This is a genomic window from Lacticaseibacillus pantheris DSM 15945 = JCM 12539 = NBRC 106106 (genome assembly GCF_001591865.1).
Taxonomy (GTDB): Bacteria; Bacillota; Bacilli; order Lactobacillales; family Lactobacillaceae; genus Lacticaseibacillus; species Lacticaseibacillus pantheris.
Genome location: NZ_BCVS01000005.1, coordinates 45,846 through 60,232, shown reverse-complemented (window position 1 = coordinate 60,232; position 14,387 = coordinate 45,846). Strand labels below are relative to the sequence as shown.

Here is a 14,387-nt window from a genome sequence, read left to right as displayed (position 1 = left end):
GGCCCGACCGACGCGGCCTCCCCAACCACGTCTCCGGACACGACGCCTCGTCGCAAAAGCCGCCTGCGGGTTCTCGCTACATTGTGGTTGCGTCTACTATGTCCACAAGCCTTCGTGCACAGTTTGTCAGATTTTACCTGTTGGTGTAGTTATATTAGATCTCGTTTCTGCCTACAATGCTGGGTAACCACTAATCTATGGGAGGATACTCGAAGTAACGAGTGCCGGCAAAGGGATGGTGGGGTGGAGGCGTCGTGTCCGGAGACGTGGTTGCTGCGGCCCCAGAGCGCTGTTCGAGCGCAGCGAGTTACAGCGGCAAATCTTGGAGACAAAGTGGTTTTTCTTTGGCTCCGAGATTCGCGGGAAGCCCGGCACGGGCTGGAGCGTGCGGGTGTAGCAATCACGGCATAGGGCACGTAAGCCGCAACCCCACCGTCCCTTTGCCAGCACGGATGTAAAGGGATCAATGTACAAACCCCCGTCAGATGATATAGTTAATTACAGTTATTGCGTAATATCTCAGAATGAGGAGACCCTGCCATGCCCGCCTGTAATCGTCCCGATGAAGTTCTTGCCCTGCACGTTCTTCAGCAGTACGCGCCAATACGTTATGCCCATGCATTGCACGCCGACCGCCCGGATATCTGGTGCTTGCGGCCGTCTATTGGCGTGGAGGTCACATGGGGGTACGCCAACCACATTTTGGCGCAGCTCGGTTTGAACTCGGCGCGGGATCCTCACGATGCGTTGCTGCGGTACCACAGCCAGTACCAGATGCCCTTTGCTGACCGCACCGGCCGGGCCTTTGAGTACCTGGAGGCGAACGGTACCATTGACCGGAACATTGAGCCGCCCGCCCACCTGGGTAGCGGCAACGACATGCTGTTCGCATACCGGCGCAAAGTCGCGAAGGCACACCAATACCGTCAGTTTGCCGAAATGAACCTGTTTCTGCACATCTTTCCCACAACCGATGACGAGGTGCGGCGATTTGCCGCGGCTGCAACAGAGCTCGCCCGCCGGCCCGTTCTGCGGACTGTTTACTGCTACGACGGGCGCACGCTGTGGGTCGTGGATTTGATGCGCGGGATGATTAGCCATGCGGAAGTGGTGGTGTCCAACTAGCCCCCTGGCAAGGTGAACGTAAAAATCGCGGTACCGGAATTAGTCCGATACCGCGATTTTACTGTCTAATTCACATCCACGTCAGTCCCCAACAGCTTGGGCCGGCCCAACCAGTAGCCCTGGATGACGTCACAAGGGTACTTACTGGTGATGGCGTCAAGCTCGATTTGAGTTTCGATACCCTCAATTGCGATGGCCTTGTGGTGTTCCTTGGCCTCGTTGTACCACATCGATAGGATTGGCTCGATTTCACGGAAGGTTTTGCACGGCCGAAAGTCTTGGCAGGCAAACTTGAACTCCGCGACATCGTCCTCCATGCCTTTAATGAGGTTCGGATTGTTTTGCCCCACACCGACGTCGTCCACGCACACTAGGAGGTTGTGTGCGTGGAAGCGGCGGGCCGCAGCCTGGATATCGGCCACAGAAACGTCGGGGTCGCGGCGCTCCGTCAGCTCGGTGAAGATATTAATCTTGGTGCGCGCCTGGATCCGTGCAACCATGTCCATGAATGCAGGATCGATAAATTGCCGCTCTTCCAGGTTGAAGGAAAGTAGGCGAATTGAGGATGACATAGTATCAACAATATTGCCTAGTAGATCGCCAATTGCGTCGGCCGTAATGGCGTTAAAATCTTCCGGCAGCACCCATTTGCCGTTCTTTCGTTCACGGATAAAAAGTTCATAGCCAATTGGTAGGCGGCTGGATCCGTCGCCCACGAACTTGGGTTGCCCAAAAAATCGGTACATAACGTGCCCTCCCAGTAAACCGCTCAAAAATATAAAAAACGACCCGTGCATGGTCTTTCACATGTGCGGGTCGTGTGCTACGTTACCGTAGCCTGAGCAGGTTGTTATTCGCGTTATTTCACAATCGGAATATCGATTGCCTGATTAATTACGTTAACTTTAATTTAGCAAAGTCGTAGCCCAATGGCAATAGCCTTCGATAAAATTTGGTTGGGAAATCAGCCATGTGATGTGTCAATACACCCACTCCACACCTGTTGTTATAAAAAGGGTTTAACTATTGGGACGGTGCCGTAATCGTGCCGAGTTTGTGCTCTTGTGCGTTAGTCGTGAAGCGTGAACTGTAACTTCATCCGCGGTGCGGCTAGCTTGAGCATCTGGCCGAGCAACTTGGTTGAGTTCTTAACGTTGATGGCGGCCATTTCATCGTTGACGGATGCCAAGTAACTTTGCAGGTCGTCCTGGTCGGCAGCCGCCGCATCGGCTTTGATTTCGAGGTTGCGCGCCGCAGCCGTCGTGTTCTCTTCGTAGAGGTTTTCGAAGTCTTCGAAGAGGGCGAAGTCGGTGTCACCAAAGATAGCCAGTGTGTTGGCCAGCCAGTACATGTTAGCGGGGTCAAACTCACCGGTCGTGTTCTTGTATGGGGCTGGCGTGTCGTTAACGTTGGCGTAGAACGGCAGGACGGAGTTGAACGTGTTTGGGCCAAAGGCGAGCCAGTGAACGCCGGCGATGGCGGCAGGTACGTCGTTGCGGATTTGGAGGATGTGCAATTCCTGGTTACGGTTGATCCCAATCGGCCGGTACAGCTTCTTTTCCGCATCAGTCCCGGTAGTACCGTAAACATCGTAAGGCGTGTTCTGGTAGTGGGAGCTGAGGACGAACTTAACGTCCTCGATGCTAATTTTGCGGTCGGTCCGGCAGATGAACGGCAGGTCCTGGTCAATCGGCGTGGTGTCGAATTCAGGATTGAAGTACTTCTGGCCGTACCATGCGCGGGGGTTGTTGTAGCGCGTGTCCTTGATGGTGGCAGAACCAAAGATGTGGCGGAGGTCGTAGCCTTCACGGTCGGGGTTGAGGTGGTGCTGCTCAATCAGGTCCTGGAGGTCAGCGCTGGCCATGTAGTTTTCATGGTCGTCAAAGTCGAAGTCGTCGATGTTAAAGCGGTTTGGTGCCACTACGTAAGCGTCGTCGGGAATACGGACAGCGGCCCAGTGATGACCGGCGATACTTTCGAACCACCATACTTCATTGTTGTCGGAGAAGCCAATTCCGTTGGTCTCATAGGTACCATACTTTTCCAGCAGGCTACCGAGGCGTTCGACCCCTTCGCGGGCGCTGTGGATGTATGGCAAAGTGATGGTTGGCATGTCTTCTTCACCGATACCTTCGTCAACCAGTGGGTCCACACCGAGGATACGGCTATTGGTCGTGATGGTTTCGGTGGAAGTCATTGCGACGTTATCGCTGTTAATACCAGCGGCTGCCCAGAGCCCGTGGCCGTCGACGGCTTCTGGTGTAGAGGTGTACTGGAGCGGGTTGTCAGGCAGGTCGATGTTGAACTTGCTGAGCACGGACTGGTAGTGGCGAGGTTGGTCTTCGGGACGAACCACGACGAACTTTTGTGGGTGCAGCGGTTCGTTGCCGTCTTCGTTACGGGCGATGATGGTGGAACCGTCAATTGATGCGTCTTTGCCGACCAGAATGGTGGTACAGGAACCCTTGATGTGTTTGGACATGAGATTACCTCTTTCTGTTTGTATGATGAGTTAATTGTATAGCTTGTGGTGGGGAAAGGCCAATTCGGAAAGTTAAATTTGAACGTGATTAAACTAATGGTGAGTGGGATGTATGTTAGTGGACAGCCGCACACCAACATTAACGAAACTAAGCGTCGGACGGAGCCGTTACAGTAACAACATCCAGTCCTTGGTTAATGCCCGCGCCTTGTTGTGTTGACTGTCGTATTGGTAACGACTCTCAACCTCATTGATGATCATGGCACGAATGCGTTGATGCTGAGCCCAATAGTCATACTCACGCCCGCGTGGAGGTGCAGGCAGATTATTGACGTCTAGGAACGGCAATTTAAGCTGCTGGCCCCAGTTGGCGTGATGATAAAGTGTGGCGGTCTGATGAAGTAGGGGGTTCAGTAATTCCTCGCCCATGCTGGTAGTGAACTCAATTAAGCGGGTGAGGCGCTGTTGGCACAACCCAATTTTTACGCACAACCGGCGTTCGTAATATTGGCCATTGCGGAACCGTGCGGGTGACCACCACGCTGCACGCAATCGGTGAATGTTAAACCAGGGCTGTGCACGTGACTGGTCAACGCCCATGGCCAGAAAACCATCATGGTCGCTAGTCCACGCCGTCATCATTTCGATTCGTGGGCAAATATCCCTAAAGAGTTCGGGATTTCCAAGTGCCCAAAGCATCGGTTTATTTAGTCCGTGTACATACCTGGTACGGTCGATTAAGTTGTTGCTGCGCTGCGAGCTGACATAAATCTGACTAGATTCATGGATCAACAGGCTGCGATATCCACTGCTTGGGGCAGCAGGGATGATTGCAGCAATATCGGACGTCAGGTAACACAGTGGCCAAGAGGGCAACTCTACAGGTAGAGTTGCCAGGTAATCGGTCGAATGGCCACCGATATAAAAATGTTGATTCATAAATCACCGCACCTCGTTTTTTGAAAAGTGGTAGGGTGCGGCTGTCCACGCAATTATTGTAGGATATGCGCCCGGCACGAACAAACGTTTGTGCGTATTTTTCCGATATATGACCATTTAACTTTGCGTGTTCTGTGATTCGCCACAGGTTATACTTTATGTTGGTGTATAACCGAATGAAGCAAATATTTTGATTGTTTTAATAGCAATTACCAAGTGATATACTGCATGTTGATTGAATTCACAGACCGTAAAGTTAGAATGGAGTCGCCATGGAGCAATTTGATGAAACAAGTGCAAATTCACAAGACGAATTGCTTGCTGAAATAATTAAAAAAATCACTTTAGATAAGTCTGATGATTCGGTTCATCAGCAAAATGTTCGTTGGAAGAAAGTCCAGGACGAGTATTTGGTTAAGACTTTCGATTCTGACTTTCTAGGCTATAATGAATATTTTCATTCATTTGCTGCATTACGAACAACACTAGCGTTAAAGAAAACTAATTAAATGCCACGCCTTACTTCACCTTTTGCAGGTCAAGTAGGGCGTGGCTATTTAATTGATTTTTTGGAAAAGTATTTGGGAATCATCTTCGATATACGCGCTAACGTTTTCGGGTTGTAGGAAGCCAGTCTTTAACTCCATTACATTTGCCATGCCAGCGGCCATACCGTACTTAACGGTTCTAAGATCGCCAAGACCCTGACTAATTGCGAAGAGCATGCCGCCCACTGTAGAATCTCCTGCCCCCTCAGTGTTAACTGCGTTTAGAGACCGGGTTTTAACAACGTAGAACTGTGGGTTTGCGGTGCCGACTTTAATTGCCGCTCCAGTACTACCCAGTGAAACCACTACTATGGGGATACGCGCCAGGCGTTGGTTGTGTAAGGCAGCAATTGCGTCCCGAGGATTTTCACTAATATGCTCACCAGTTAGTTCTCCTAGTTCATCATTATTTGGTTTGATGATATCCGGAATGAAATTACCACTAATTGTATCCCGTAGTGCTTGCCCAGACGTGTCTAGGATAATTTTTGAGTTAGGGGATATTTCCCGTATTGTTTGTATTATTTGTGAATATGCGTCGATAGGAGAATTTGGCGGTAGTGAACCGTTAATGGAAACGGCATCAAGCTCATCTAGGGATCGGATCATGTTTAAAAGCTCTTGAAGTTGATCTTCGGAAACCGGGTCACCGTTTTCGTTTAGTTCGGTTTTCGTGCCATTTTGGTCGATAATTGTATAGCAGAGCCTAGTTCTTCCGGGACGGGCAATAAATTTGTGAGTTACCTCATAGTTAGCAAGGTCGTCCAAGATTAGCTGACCGTTTTGCTCACCCACAAATCCTGTGGCAACTACGTTATTGTTGTTTTGACCTGATAGAATTGAGGCTACTCTGGCTGCGTTAATCCCCTTACCGCCAACAACCTGTTTATGACTAGTTTCACGGTTTGTTTTGCCGGCATCAAATGAAAGCGTGTGGTAAATCATATCGATTGATGGGTTGGCTGTGATTGTTAGAATCATTCCGTTACCTTCTTTCCGATGAGGACTTCAGTGAATTGTTTATAGTATTTAGCTTCTTCTCGTGAAATACCCGAATCAGTAATTAATCCGGTAACATCGCTTAGTGAAAGGAAGTTGTAGCGGTCGGCTTTTCCAAGCTTAGTGTGGTCACATACGATATATTTACGTTTTGCACGACTAACGGCTGCTCGTTGAACATTTCCTTCAGCAAAATTTGAGGTTGTTGCGCCTCCTTCCCAAATACCGTTGGTGCTAATAAAAGCAACATCAAACACAAAATTTGAAAGGGAGTTTTCGGCAATTGTTCCGACAAACTCGTTCGTAGTCTTGTGGTAAACACCACCTGTAAGGGTGACGTCCATATCTTTATCAGCGAGATAATGGAATGAAATGTCTGAGTTTGTGACGAATTGAATGTCCTCATTTTTGGGTAAAAAATCCAGACTTGCGAATACAGTAGTCCCCGCACCTAAATAAATACTAGTTTTTGGTTCTACTAAATGAGCTATTTCTCGGCCAATTTCGTCCTTGGCCTCTTTTTGTAATGCGCGCTTTTCTTTAGTCGTCTTCTCTTCATAGAGGGTTGCACCACCATATATACGGGTCAAAAGATTGTGCTCGGCCATCTCCTTGAGATCACGTCGTATGGTCATGGCTGCTACGTTTAGCTCGGAGGCTATTTTCACGGTTGTCATGGATCCGGTTTTCGATGAGTTGAGCAGTGATACGATTGCACTTTGACGATCTTGTTTAAGCATAGCTGCACCTCCCTTAATCATTTTCATTGTACGACCATACGCGAATATGTTCAAGTATGTTCGACTACAGCAGTACGAATATAAAGACACGTTAATGAATCAACTGCTATCTAGGGCGTCTTGCAGTGATAATTTATTATTGAGAAAATGTTGACACAGTTCAAGAAAGCGTTTACTATATGAACTGGAACAAAGATAAACAAAAAATGTAAAGTTGAACATAGAAAGGAGATCTTTGCGAATGTACGAATCCATGTTTGACAAGGATTTGGTGAATCTTCACGTTGACGCCAGTAATTCAACTGAATTGTTCGAGTTGGTTGGACAAGATGCACAAGACAAAGGGTTTGCCAATCCAGGCTATATAGCCGGTCTTGAAAGGCGAGAATCAAAATTTCCAACAGGATTAATTTTTCCCGATATTCAGTTAGCTTTACCGCATGTAGATCCGGAGTTTGTAAAGCAACCATTTATCTACGTCGCGAGAACTGTTAGGCCGTTAAGTTGGTTGCAGATGGGTGATAGTAAGCCGATGGACACTGACAGATTTATGTTTTTGGGAATTAAGGAACCGTCGAAGCAGGTCGGACTGTTATCGTCAATTATCGCTGCATTTCAAGATGAAAACTTCGTAACCACTTTTAAAGCGGCAAGTAGTGAGAACGAAATGGTCAATTTGCTGGTAAAAAAATTTACACAGGTTCCAGTATAGAAAGGGAGTATGGAAGATGAAGACGATTTTAGTATGTTGTGGTTCTGGTGTGGCTACGAGCCCACAGGTTGCAAACAAGATTAATGATTTTTTGTCAGATAATGATCTTGACGATTTTGCACATGCTGAACCCCACCCAGTAGAAACCGCAAAATCACGGATTGATGGTAATAAGGACATTATTATTTATGTTGGCATTGCACCGGCAGATGACGACTTAAAGGAAACGATTGAAGAAAACCACGTTACAGAGATTGTCGGTGTTCCTTGGCTGACCGGCATGGGTGAAGATGAGGCTAACGAAAAGGTTAGAGACGTTGTTGAACAAAACATGAAGGCAATCAATTGAGGAGATGAACAGTCATGAACTGGAATAGTATTGTTCAGGCTATACTATCGCCCGGACCTTCAGTCGTTGTTTCAGCACTAATAATGATTTTAGGCCTGGCATTCGGTATGAAAGCATCAAAGGCTATTCTTTCTGGTTTATATCTGGGTGTTGGTTTTATTGGTATGAGTATGGCCATCAATCAATTGGTTGCGGTTGTTACTCCTGCTTCCAAGGCATTGGCTAAAAATACTGGCATTAACTTACCTGCTGTCGACTTTGGATGGACAGGGGCATCTGCAATTACGTGGGCATGGGCCGTTGCGTTTGTATTTTTCGCGATTGAAATTGGTGTCAATGTGGTTATGCTAGCTACCAAGACGACCAATGTTGTTAACGCAGATATGTGGAATGTGTGGGGCATTGCGCTTACTGGCTATATGATCTACTTTGCGACTAATAGTTATATTTGGGCCTTTATTGCTGGGGCCATTCAGGCTGTAATCAGTCTTAAGCTTGGTGACATGTGGGCACCTGAGATAGAGGACATGCTGGGGTACCCAGGCATTACCGTGCCACATATCGAGGCTTTTACAGCCGTGATTATGTGGCCAGTTAACCGGCTGATGGATTTCATCCCTGTATTTAACCGTCAGTGGGATGCAAAGGCACTGAAAAAGAAGATTGGTATTCTGTCCGAACCAGTCGTAATGGGCTTTATTATTGGTCTTATTTTAGGACTTGCAGGCCGATACAACGTCGGTGCGTCACTTAGTTTGGGGGTAACCGTCGGAGCTGTTATGGCAATCTTCCCAGTTATGGCGAAGTTCTTTATGGATGCCCTAACACCATTTGGTACTCAGATGAGTAACTTTATGAAGAAACGGTTTAAGGATCGCGAATTTGTGATAGGCCTTGACTGGCCAGTATTAGGTCAAAGTACGGAGTTATGGGTGACGATGGTTATCCTTATTCCGATTAGCATTGTGTACGCGGCTATTCTTCCTGGAAACGAAATTTTGCCAATGGGTGGGGTCATTAACTACTGTCTCGGTGTTGGCGGATTGTTACTGACCGGCGGTAATTTACTACGCATGCTGGTTCTAGGGGTTATTTATGAACCAATGTTTCTATACGGCAGCACCTACTTTACTAACGTATTCACTAAACTGGCTCGAGATACAGGCGCAGTTAATGTTGGTAAGGGCAACCTAGTTTCCTGGAGTTCCATTGAGGCTCCAGATCTTCGCTTCCTGATGGCCAAGGCGTTCTCGGGCAACATTCTGGCTTGGATTGGCTTAGTAGCATTACTGGCACTATTCATTGTGGTTTACCTGTACTTCAAGAAGCACCCGTTACCAGCAAAGGCCTACACGAGTCTAAGTAAGAACACTAAAAAGCCGGTGGTTAAGGCTGAAGCTGCTAAATAAAAGACGAACGGGGGAAACTGGAATGAAAATCATGTTGTTGAACAAGCGCTTTTGGACTGCAATTAGTTTTGCAACATTCGCGCTGTTCTTGGTGGCGGTGATCACACAGCGGTACTGGTTAAACGTTGGTGTCATTATTTTGGGACTTCTGATTAAAAAGTATGGTTCCCCAATTATATTTTTAGAGGGGCAGCAGCGCCGGAAACGGCTAAAAAAAGATTTAGTTAATGCGCGGGTGATTAAGGTTTCTAACAATCAAAAAGGACGGTAATTATTATGATTAGTGCACCGGATGGACGTATTATTTTTGAACACGAACGTGAAGACCTCGCAAAGATGGTTAAGTTGATTATGGAACGTGACGATACCAATATTGCGGGCGGTAATTTTTCCTTCAAGGTGACAGACGACGATGGCAAGGACTACATCATCATGACGCCAACGATGATGTCTCAGGCGTATATGGGAGAATTATCTCCAGAACAAATCTTGGTTGTTGAGCCGCACACTCGTCGAATTGTTGCCGGTGAAGGGAAGCTTACTCGTGAAATCAACTTACACGAAGGCGTTTATGATGCCAACCCTAACATTCGTGCTGTCTTACACTCTCACGCAATTAACAACATGTTCTGGGCAACCAGCGGATTGCCTGAACCTAACGTCACGGAAGCAACTCAGAAGCTACATGAAATTGAGACCCTGGAGTACGAGCCAAATTGCTCGGAACCCCTAGCGGAGTTGGTCAGTGAACACATCACTGACATCGGCGATAGGGCACTGATGCATATGTATTTGTTGAATAGTCATGGTGTCTTAATTACTGTTGGCAAAAAGGATAAGGTGATGGATGGGCTTTCCGCTATTCATCAGGCGTTGGCAATTGTCGATACTAGTGAGTGGAATGCGCAAATTGCGTACAAGCAAGCTGTGTTCCAAAAATTAGGGTTGTTGGATGGCTTCTACTCTGAAGGCTCTAAAATTGGTACTTTGGACGATCTCAAGGAAGGTAAGGCAATCTTTAATCCTAACGCAGGCATCGGCAAGTCAGATAAATCTAAAAAGCGCTCAGTGATTGTTTAATAGGTAATGCAGAATTGAATAATTCCCCCCAAAAAAAGATTTAATCGCCCCACTTGGTCAGTGGGACGATTTTTTTGTTCAAAAAATGTGAGACTAATAATTTAATTGCCATTGACGTTAAAAAGTTATGAGTATATGATGAAGACACTGAAAATGTTATGACGTTCTATAACGTGTTGCAAAAATGGAGGGAATTCTATGTTTAAAAAAGGGAAGATATTTATTGGAATTGCCGTTGCTTTACTGGCAACAATTTCTTTGTCAGCCTGTGGCAAGTCGGCCAATGCTTCGAGCGATGGTGATGTGGGGCGAATTCAGAAGAAGGGAACACTAGTGGTTGGTATTATTAGTTCCAATCCCCCGTATGAATTCCATACTAGCATCAATGGCAAGGACAAATTTAGGGGCTCAGATGTTAAATTGGTTAAAGCCATTTCAAAGAAGCTGGGCGTTAAGTATCAGCTTAAACAAATGGATGTGGACGGGTTGCTACCTGCATTACAGGCCAAAAAGGTGGATATGTTGGTGACATCATTAAGTCCAACCCCAGAGCGGAAAAAGGCGGCTGAATTTTCTAATGTTTACTACAAGAGCACCGCTGCTATTACAGTTAGAAAGACAGATTTCAAAAAATTTAATGGCAATACTAAAGCACTGAGCCGGGCAACTATCGCGGTAGTTAATTCTTCAACTCAGGAAGCAATGTTACAAAAAATGTATCCTAACGCTACTTTGAAGAAATTCTCTAAGGTTACTGATTTAGCGCTGGCCGTTGCAAACAACAAGGCGGATGCTTTCTGTATTGATGTTCCCACTACCAAACTGCTTTTACGCCAAAATCCTTCATTGAAGCAGACCAACTTTAACCACGATGATGGTAGTGTTGGTGCCGCGGTAGCAATGCCCAAGGGTACATCGGAGAATCTGATTAAAAAGGTCAACCAAGTTATTAAGGCTAATAAGCAACAGTACTCCAAGTGGGTCATTGATGAGACTAAGTATGTTCAGGAATAAAATTGATCAGCCACACGTACCGGACTGAGGAGGAATGAAAATTGGCGAATTTCTTTAGCGGTTTTTCATTTTTGAAAAACTATTGGCAGTTCTTCGTGACGGGTGTCGAGGTGACCATTGAGCTGGCAATTGTATCAATTATTTTGGGTACAGTGCTAGGAATAATGCTCGCGATGGCGAAGCGCTCAAAGGCATGGATATTAAGCCTGCTGTCCAAGGCATTTATCGGTTTTATTCGTGATACCCCGTTACTTGCTCAGATTTATATTGTTTATATTGCGCTCCCGGCGGTTACAGGTTTAAGCGTGCCGGACTTTGTAACCGGGGCAGTGGCGTTAACGTTATATTCGTCAGCGTACATTGCAGAAATTATTCGCAGTGGCATTCAATCGTTACCAGCAGGTCAAAGTGAAGCGGCTGCGAGCTTAGGAATGACGAGTAGGCAGGCAATGCGAGACATTATTTTACCGCAAGCGTTTAAGAACATTTTGCCTGCTTTAGGCAACCAATTTATTGGTAACGTGAAGGATTCGTCTTTAGTTTCAGTATTGGGAATTACTGATTTGATGTACCAGGCGCAGACCGTGCGAGGGTCTACTGCGCTGGGATTACAGCCGATATTAGTTGCATCAGGATTGTATTTAATTATGACCTGGTTGTTGAACCGTGTGTTGAGCTATGGTGAAAGGAGGATGAGCGTAAGTGATAACCGTTAATCATGTAGCTAAATCGTTCGGAGAAAATTTAGTGCTGTCTGATATTGATTTTGAAATTAATGATGGTGAGGTCGTAGTAGTAATTGGCCCTTCTGGCTCAGGAAAAAGCACGCTGTTGCGCTGTCTAAATGGGTTAGAGCAACCTACCAGCGGCACGGTCGCCGTGGACGGACAAGTTATTTCTGATGCTAAGGTTAAAATTGAAAAGATTCGTGCAAAGATGGGGATGGTGTTTCAGCAGTTCAATTTATTCCCACATTACACTGTTCTTGAAAATATTGTACATGCTCCAATGGTGGTTAAACACGAAACAAGGGATGTTGCTACCAAGCATGCAAAAGAGTTGCTGAGGCAGGTAGGACTCGCAGAAAAAATTAATAGTTATCCTTTATCACTATCTGGTGGACAGCAACAGCGGATTGCTATTGCACGAGCCTTGGCAATGGAACCAGAAATTATGCTCTTTGATGAACCGACCAGCGCCCTTGACCCTGAAATGGTGAAGGAAGTACTTCAGGTCATGAAATCTTTGGCGCACAGTGGCATGACAATGGTTGTTGTCACTCATGAGATGGGTTTTGCACGGGAGGTGGGGGATCGAATTCTGTTTATGGATGAGGGCAGGATTCAGGAGAGTGGAACTCCTGAAGAGGTCTTTGACCATCCTCAGTCTGAACGTACACGTGATTTCCTAAGTAAGGTATTATATGACTAGAAAACAGAAACGGATGTGAGTATATGATTGATCGCCAGAGGGTCTCACCGCTTTACTTGCAGATAAAAAAGCAAATTATTGCAGACATTGAATCTCATAAATATCCTGAAGGTAGTCAGATACCATCAGAAGGTGAACTTGAGCAAAAGTATGGGGTCAGTCGTATTACGGTAAGACGCGCTGTTAGTGAATTGGTCACTGAAAATTTTTTGGTCAAGAAACAAGGGCGTGGAACGTACGTGCAGCAGCCAAGGATGGTTCGTAACTTATTGTCCTTAGATAGTTACACCCATTACCGTGAGTCATTGGGTGAGCGTCCGGAACGCCATGTTGTTAAAAATGAAATAGTAATGGCCGATTCTCGAATAGCTGAAGAGCTGGGTGTGGCAGAGGGTGCCGAAGTGTTTACTTTGGGACGAGTAATGCTATTAAGTCCTGGAAACTCAGGCTATGAGGAAAGCATATATTCAGTGGATCTTTTCCCTCAGCTAAATCAACTTGTCAATGATGATTCGTCAATGACCAAGTTATTGAAGGAACGGTATGGGGCAACGATGGGTAAGGATAGGAACATGATTAATGTAGTTTCTGCCACTACAGAAATTGCCGAATTAATTAATGTTGGAGTGGCCGAACCCGTTTATCAGGTAGACAAGACTACATTTAGCAATACAGGAAGCCGACTGTATCATTCCACTATGTTCTATGATGCTCGAAAGGTTAGCTTTGTAGTCGAAAATTAGGGAGGCAACATGAAGGCTATTGGTATAGGCGATAACGTTGTCGATATGTATTTAACTGAAAAAAAGATGTATTTGGGTGGTAACGCACTTAACTTTGCCGTTTTCGCAAATCGCCTTGGAATAGACTCAGCATTTGTTGGCGTTTTTGGTAATGATCAACGGGCTAGTTTTGCTTTGGACGTGCTGAATCAACTTAATGTTGACACGTCACATTCGAAGGCTAATCCCGGCGAAAATGGATTTTCAAGGGTGGAGTTACTTAACGGGGACCGTAGATTTCTAGGCAGCAATCGTGGCGGTGTGTTACGGGATGGCTTAAATCTAAACGTTTACGACATTGAATTTATTAATGGGTTTGATTTGGCACATTTCAATATTAACGGTTCAGCCGATGAGTATCTGGACCTAGTCAAAATTCCCAAAGTATATGATTTCTCAGATCTATTCACCGAAGAAGTGATAGCCCAAGTGGCAGGTAAGGTGGGCTTGGCGTGCTTTTCGTGTGGTGGTATGTCCAAAGGCGATGTTGATAGCTTATGCCACTTCGTCGAAAAAGCGGGTTGCGATAGTGTTCTATGCACATTAGGTAGTCAAGGATCCGTTGTTTATAGTAACGGATTGTTTTACTGGCAGGATGCTGTTCGAGTAAAGGCTGTGGACACTATGGGAGCGGGTGACGCCTTCATTACTGCTTTTTCGATAGAGTGGGTACAGAAAACTCATTCTATCGAGGAGTCCATGATAAAGGCTCGGGATTTTGCAACTGAGCAGGTCATGACTAATGGGTCATTCGGTTTCGGACGGTCATTTTAACGT

At 46.1% G+C, this 14,387-nt stretch carries 17 protein-coding genes; 12 read left to right on the top strand and 5 right to left on the bottom strand.

Features of this window, described 5'->3' with window-relative positions; translation table 11 throughout:
* Positions 1-540 precede the first annotated feature (540 nt).
* Positions 541-1,125, top strand: coding sequence for a hypothetical protein (locus tag LPA02S_RS01575; protein ID WP_054649164.1), 585 nt, complete (start codon positions 541-543; stop codon positions 1,123-1,125).
* Positions 1,126-1,190: 65 nt separating this feature from the next.
* Here LPA02S_RS01575 and LPA02S_RS01570 read toward each other — a convergent pair whose 3' ends face one another.
* From LPA02S_RS01570 to LPA02S_RS11595, 3 genes are all read right to left on the bottom strand, one after another.
* A complete protein-coding gene (locus tag LPA02S_RS01570; protein WP_056956777.1) occupies positions 1,191-1,871 on the bottom strand; it encodes an EAL domain-containing protein in 681 nt (226 codons plus the stop codon).
* A 323-nt stretch (positions 1,872-2,194) separates the two neighbouring features.
* The gene (locus LPA02S_RS01565; RefSeq protein ID WP_054649168.1) at positions 2,195-3,607 is read right to left on the bottom strand and encodes a C69 family dipeptidase; all 1,413 of its coding nucleotides are present in this window, start codon (positions 3,605-3,607) and stop codon (positions 2,195-2,197) included.
* A gap of 168 nt (positions 3,608-3,775) precedes the next feature.
* Entirely contained in the window at positions 3,776-4,546 is a 771-nt protein-coding gene (locus LPA02S_RS11595) for a hypothetical protein (protein ID WP_156302017.1), read from the bottom strand.
* Positions 4,547-4,818: 272 nt separating this feature from the next.
* Between LPA02S_RS11595 and LPA02S_RS01555 the strand changes: the two genes are divergently transcribed.
* Positions 4,819-5,055, top strand: coding sequence for a hypothetical protein (locus LPA02S_RS01555; protein ID WP_056956776.1), 237 nt, complete (start codon positions 4,819-4,821; stop codon positions 5,053-5,055).
* A gap of 48 nt (positions 5,056-5,103) precedes the next feature.
* Here LPA02S_RS01555 and LPA02S_RS01550 read toward each other — a convergent pair whose 3' ends face one another.
* Together LPA02S_RS01550 and LPA02S_RS01545 are read right to left on the bottom strand one after the other, a co-directional pair.
* On the bottom strand, positions 5,104-6,075 hold the full coding sequence (locus tag LPA02S_RS01550) for a 1-phosphofructokinase family hexose kinase (RefSeq protein ID WP_056956775.1): 972 nt from the start codon (positions 6,073-6,075) through the stop codon (positions 5,104-5,106).
* Positions 6,072-6,833 (bottom strand): DeoR/GlpR family DNA-binding transcription regulator, encoded by a 762-nt coding sequence (locus tag LPA02S_RS01545; RefSeq protein WP_056956774.1) that lies wholly within the window; start codon positions 6,831-6,833, stop codon positions 6,072-6,074. The genes LPA02S_RS01550 and LPA02S_RS01545 overlap by 4 nt, the downstream gene beginning before the upstream one ends.
* 241 nt (positions 6,834-7,074) lie before the next feature.
* On the opposite strand from LPA02S_RS01545, the gene LPA02S_RS01540 reads away from it, so the two are divergent.
* The 10 genes from LPA02S_RS01540 (at position 7,075) to LPA02S_RS01495 (ending at position 14,384) form a co-directional block, all read left to right on the top strand.
* Positions 7,075-7,545 carry a PTS sugar transporter subunit IIA gene (locus tag LPA02S_RS01540; RefSeq protein WP_056956773.1) on the top strand — a complete coding sequence of 157 codons (471 nt, stop codon included), beginning with the start codon at positions 7,075-7,077 and terminating at the stop codon, positions 7,543-7,545.
* A gap of 16 nt (positions 7,546-7,561) precedes the next feature.
* Positions 7,562-7,894: a PTS sugar transporter subunit IIB gene (locus LPA02S_RS01535; RefSeq protein WP_056956772.1), complete on the top strand. Its 333-nt coding sequence runs from the start codon at positions 7,562-7,564 to the stop codon at positions 7,892-7,894.
* A 14-nt stretch (positions 7,895-7,908) separates the two neighbouring features.
* Positions 7,909-9,303, top strand: coding sequence for a PTS galactitol transporter subunit IIC (locus LPA02S_RS01530; RefSeq protein WP_054649174.1), 1,395 nt, complete (start codon positions 7,909-7,911; stop codon positions 9,301-9,303).
* Between the two features lie 22 nt (positions 9,304-9,325).
* Complete coding sequence (locus tag LPA02S_RS01525) at positions 9,326-9,574, top strand: hypothetical protein (protein WP_056956771.1); 249 nt, start codon at positions 9,326-9,328, stop codon at positions 9,572-9,574.
* Between the two features lie 5 nt (positions 9,575-9,579).
* Entirely contained in the window at positions 9,580-10,383 is an 804-nt protein-coding gene (locus LPA02S_RS01520) for a class II aldolase/adducin family protein (protein WP_054649178.1), read from the top strand.
* A 198-nt stretch (positions 10,384-10,581) separates the two neighbouring features.
* On the top strand, positions 10,582-11,397 hold the full coding sequence (locus tag LPA02S_RS01515) for a transporter substrate-binding domain-containing protein (RefSeq protein WP_056956770.1): 816 nt from the start codon (positions 10,582-10,584) through the stop codon (positions 11,395-11,397).
* Positions 11,398-11,438: 41 nt separating this feature from the next.
* Entirely contained in the window at positions 11,439-12,113 is a 675-nt protein-coding gene (locus LPA02S_RS01510; RefSeq protein WP_054649180.1) for an amino acid ABC transporter permease, read from the top strand.
* Positions 12,100-12,828 carry an amino acid ABC transporter ATP-binding protein gene (locus LPA02S_RS01505; protein ID WP_056956769.1) on the top strand — a complete coding sequence of 243 codons (729 nt, stop codon included), beginning with the start codon at positions 12,100-12,102 and terminating at the stop codon, positions 12,826-12,828. Before LPA02S_RS01510 ends, LPA02S_RS01505 begins: the two co-directional genes overlap by 14 nt.
* 23 nt (positions 12,829-12,851) lie before the next feature.
* Entirely contained in the window at positions 12,852-13,571 is a 720-nt protein-coding gene (locus tag LPA02S_RS01500) for a UTRA domain-containing protein (RefSeq protein ID WP_056956768.1), read from the top strand.
* Positions 13,572-13,580: 9 nt separating this feature from the next.
* Positions 13,581-14,384 (top strand): PfkB family carbohydrate kinase, encoded by an 804-nt coding sequence (locus LPA02S_RS01495; RefSeq protein ID WP_056956767.1) that lies wholly within the window; start codon positions 13,581-13,583, stop codon positions 14,382-14,384.
* The last annotated feature ends 3 nt before the right edge of the window (positions 14,385-14,387 follow it).

What these genes read in the sequence shown, in the direction of transcription:
- LPA02S_RS01570 (WP_056956777.1), bottom strand. Translation starts at nt 1,871, where the DNA reads ATGTACCGATTTTTTGGGCAACCCAAGTTCGTGGGCGACGGATCCAGC.
- LPA02S_RS01535 (WP_056956772.1), top strand. Translation starts at nt 7,562, where the DNA reads ATGAAGACGATTTTAGTATGTTGTGGTTCTGGTGTGGCTACGAGCCCA.
- LPA02S_RS01520 (WP_054649178.1), top strand. Translation starts at nt 9,580, where the DNA reads ATGATTAGTGCACCGGATGGACGTATTATTTTTGAACACGAACGTGAA.
- LPA02S_RS01555 (WP_056956776.1), top strand. Translation starts at nt 4,819, where the DNA reads ATGGAGCAATTTGATGAAACAAGTGCAAATTCACAAGACGAATTGCTT.
- LPA02S_RS01530 (WP_054649174.1), top strand. Translation starts at nt 7,909, where the DNA reads ATGAACTGGAATAGTATTGTTCAGGCTATACTATCGCCCGGACCTTCA.
- LPA02S_RS11595 (WP_156302017.1), bottom strand. Translation starts at nt 4,546, where the DNA reads ATGAATCAACATTTTTATATCGGTGGCCATTCGACCGATTACCTGGCA.
- LPA02S_RS01550 (WP_056956775.1), bottom strand. Translation starts at nt 6,075, where the DNA reads ATGATTCTAACAATCACAGCCAACCCATCAATCGATATGATTTACCAC.
- LPA02S_RS01565 (WP_054649168.1), bottom strand. Translation starts at nt 3,607, where the DNA reads ATGTCCAAACACATCAAGGGTTCCTGTACCACCATTCTGGTCGGCAAA.
- LPA02S_RS01575 (WP_054649164.1), top strand. Translation starts at nt 541, where the DNA reads ATGCCCGCCTGTAATCGTCCCGATGAAGTTCTTGCCCTGCACGTTCTT.
- LPA02S_RS01525 (WP_056956771.1), top strand. Translation starts at nt 9,326, where the DNA reads ATGAAAATCATGTTGTTGAACAAGCGCTTTTGGACTGCAATTAGTTTT.
- LPA02S_RS01515 (WP_056956770.1), top strand. Translation starts at nt 10,582, where the DNA reads ATGTTTAAAAAAGGGAAGATATTTATTGGAATTGCCGTTGCTTTACTG.
- LPA02S_RS01545 (WP_056956774.1), bottom strand. Translation starts at nt 6,833, where the DNA reads ATGCTTAAACAAGATCGTCAAAGTGCAATCGTATCACTGCTCAACTCA.
- LPA02S_RS01495 (WP_056956767.1), top strand. Translation starts at nt 13,581, where the DNA reads ATGAAGGCTATTGGTATAGGCGATAACGTTGTCGATATGTATTTAACT.
- LPA02S_RS01500 (WP_056956768.1), top strand. Translation starts at nt 12,852, where the DNA reads ATGATTGATCGCCAGAGGGTCTCACCGCTTTACTTGCAGATAAAAAAG.
- LPA02S_RS01540 (WP_056956773.1), top strand. Translation starts at nt 7,075, where the DNA reads ATGTACGAATCCATGTTTGACAAGGATTTGGTGAATCTTCACGTTGAC.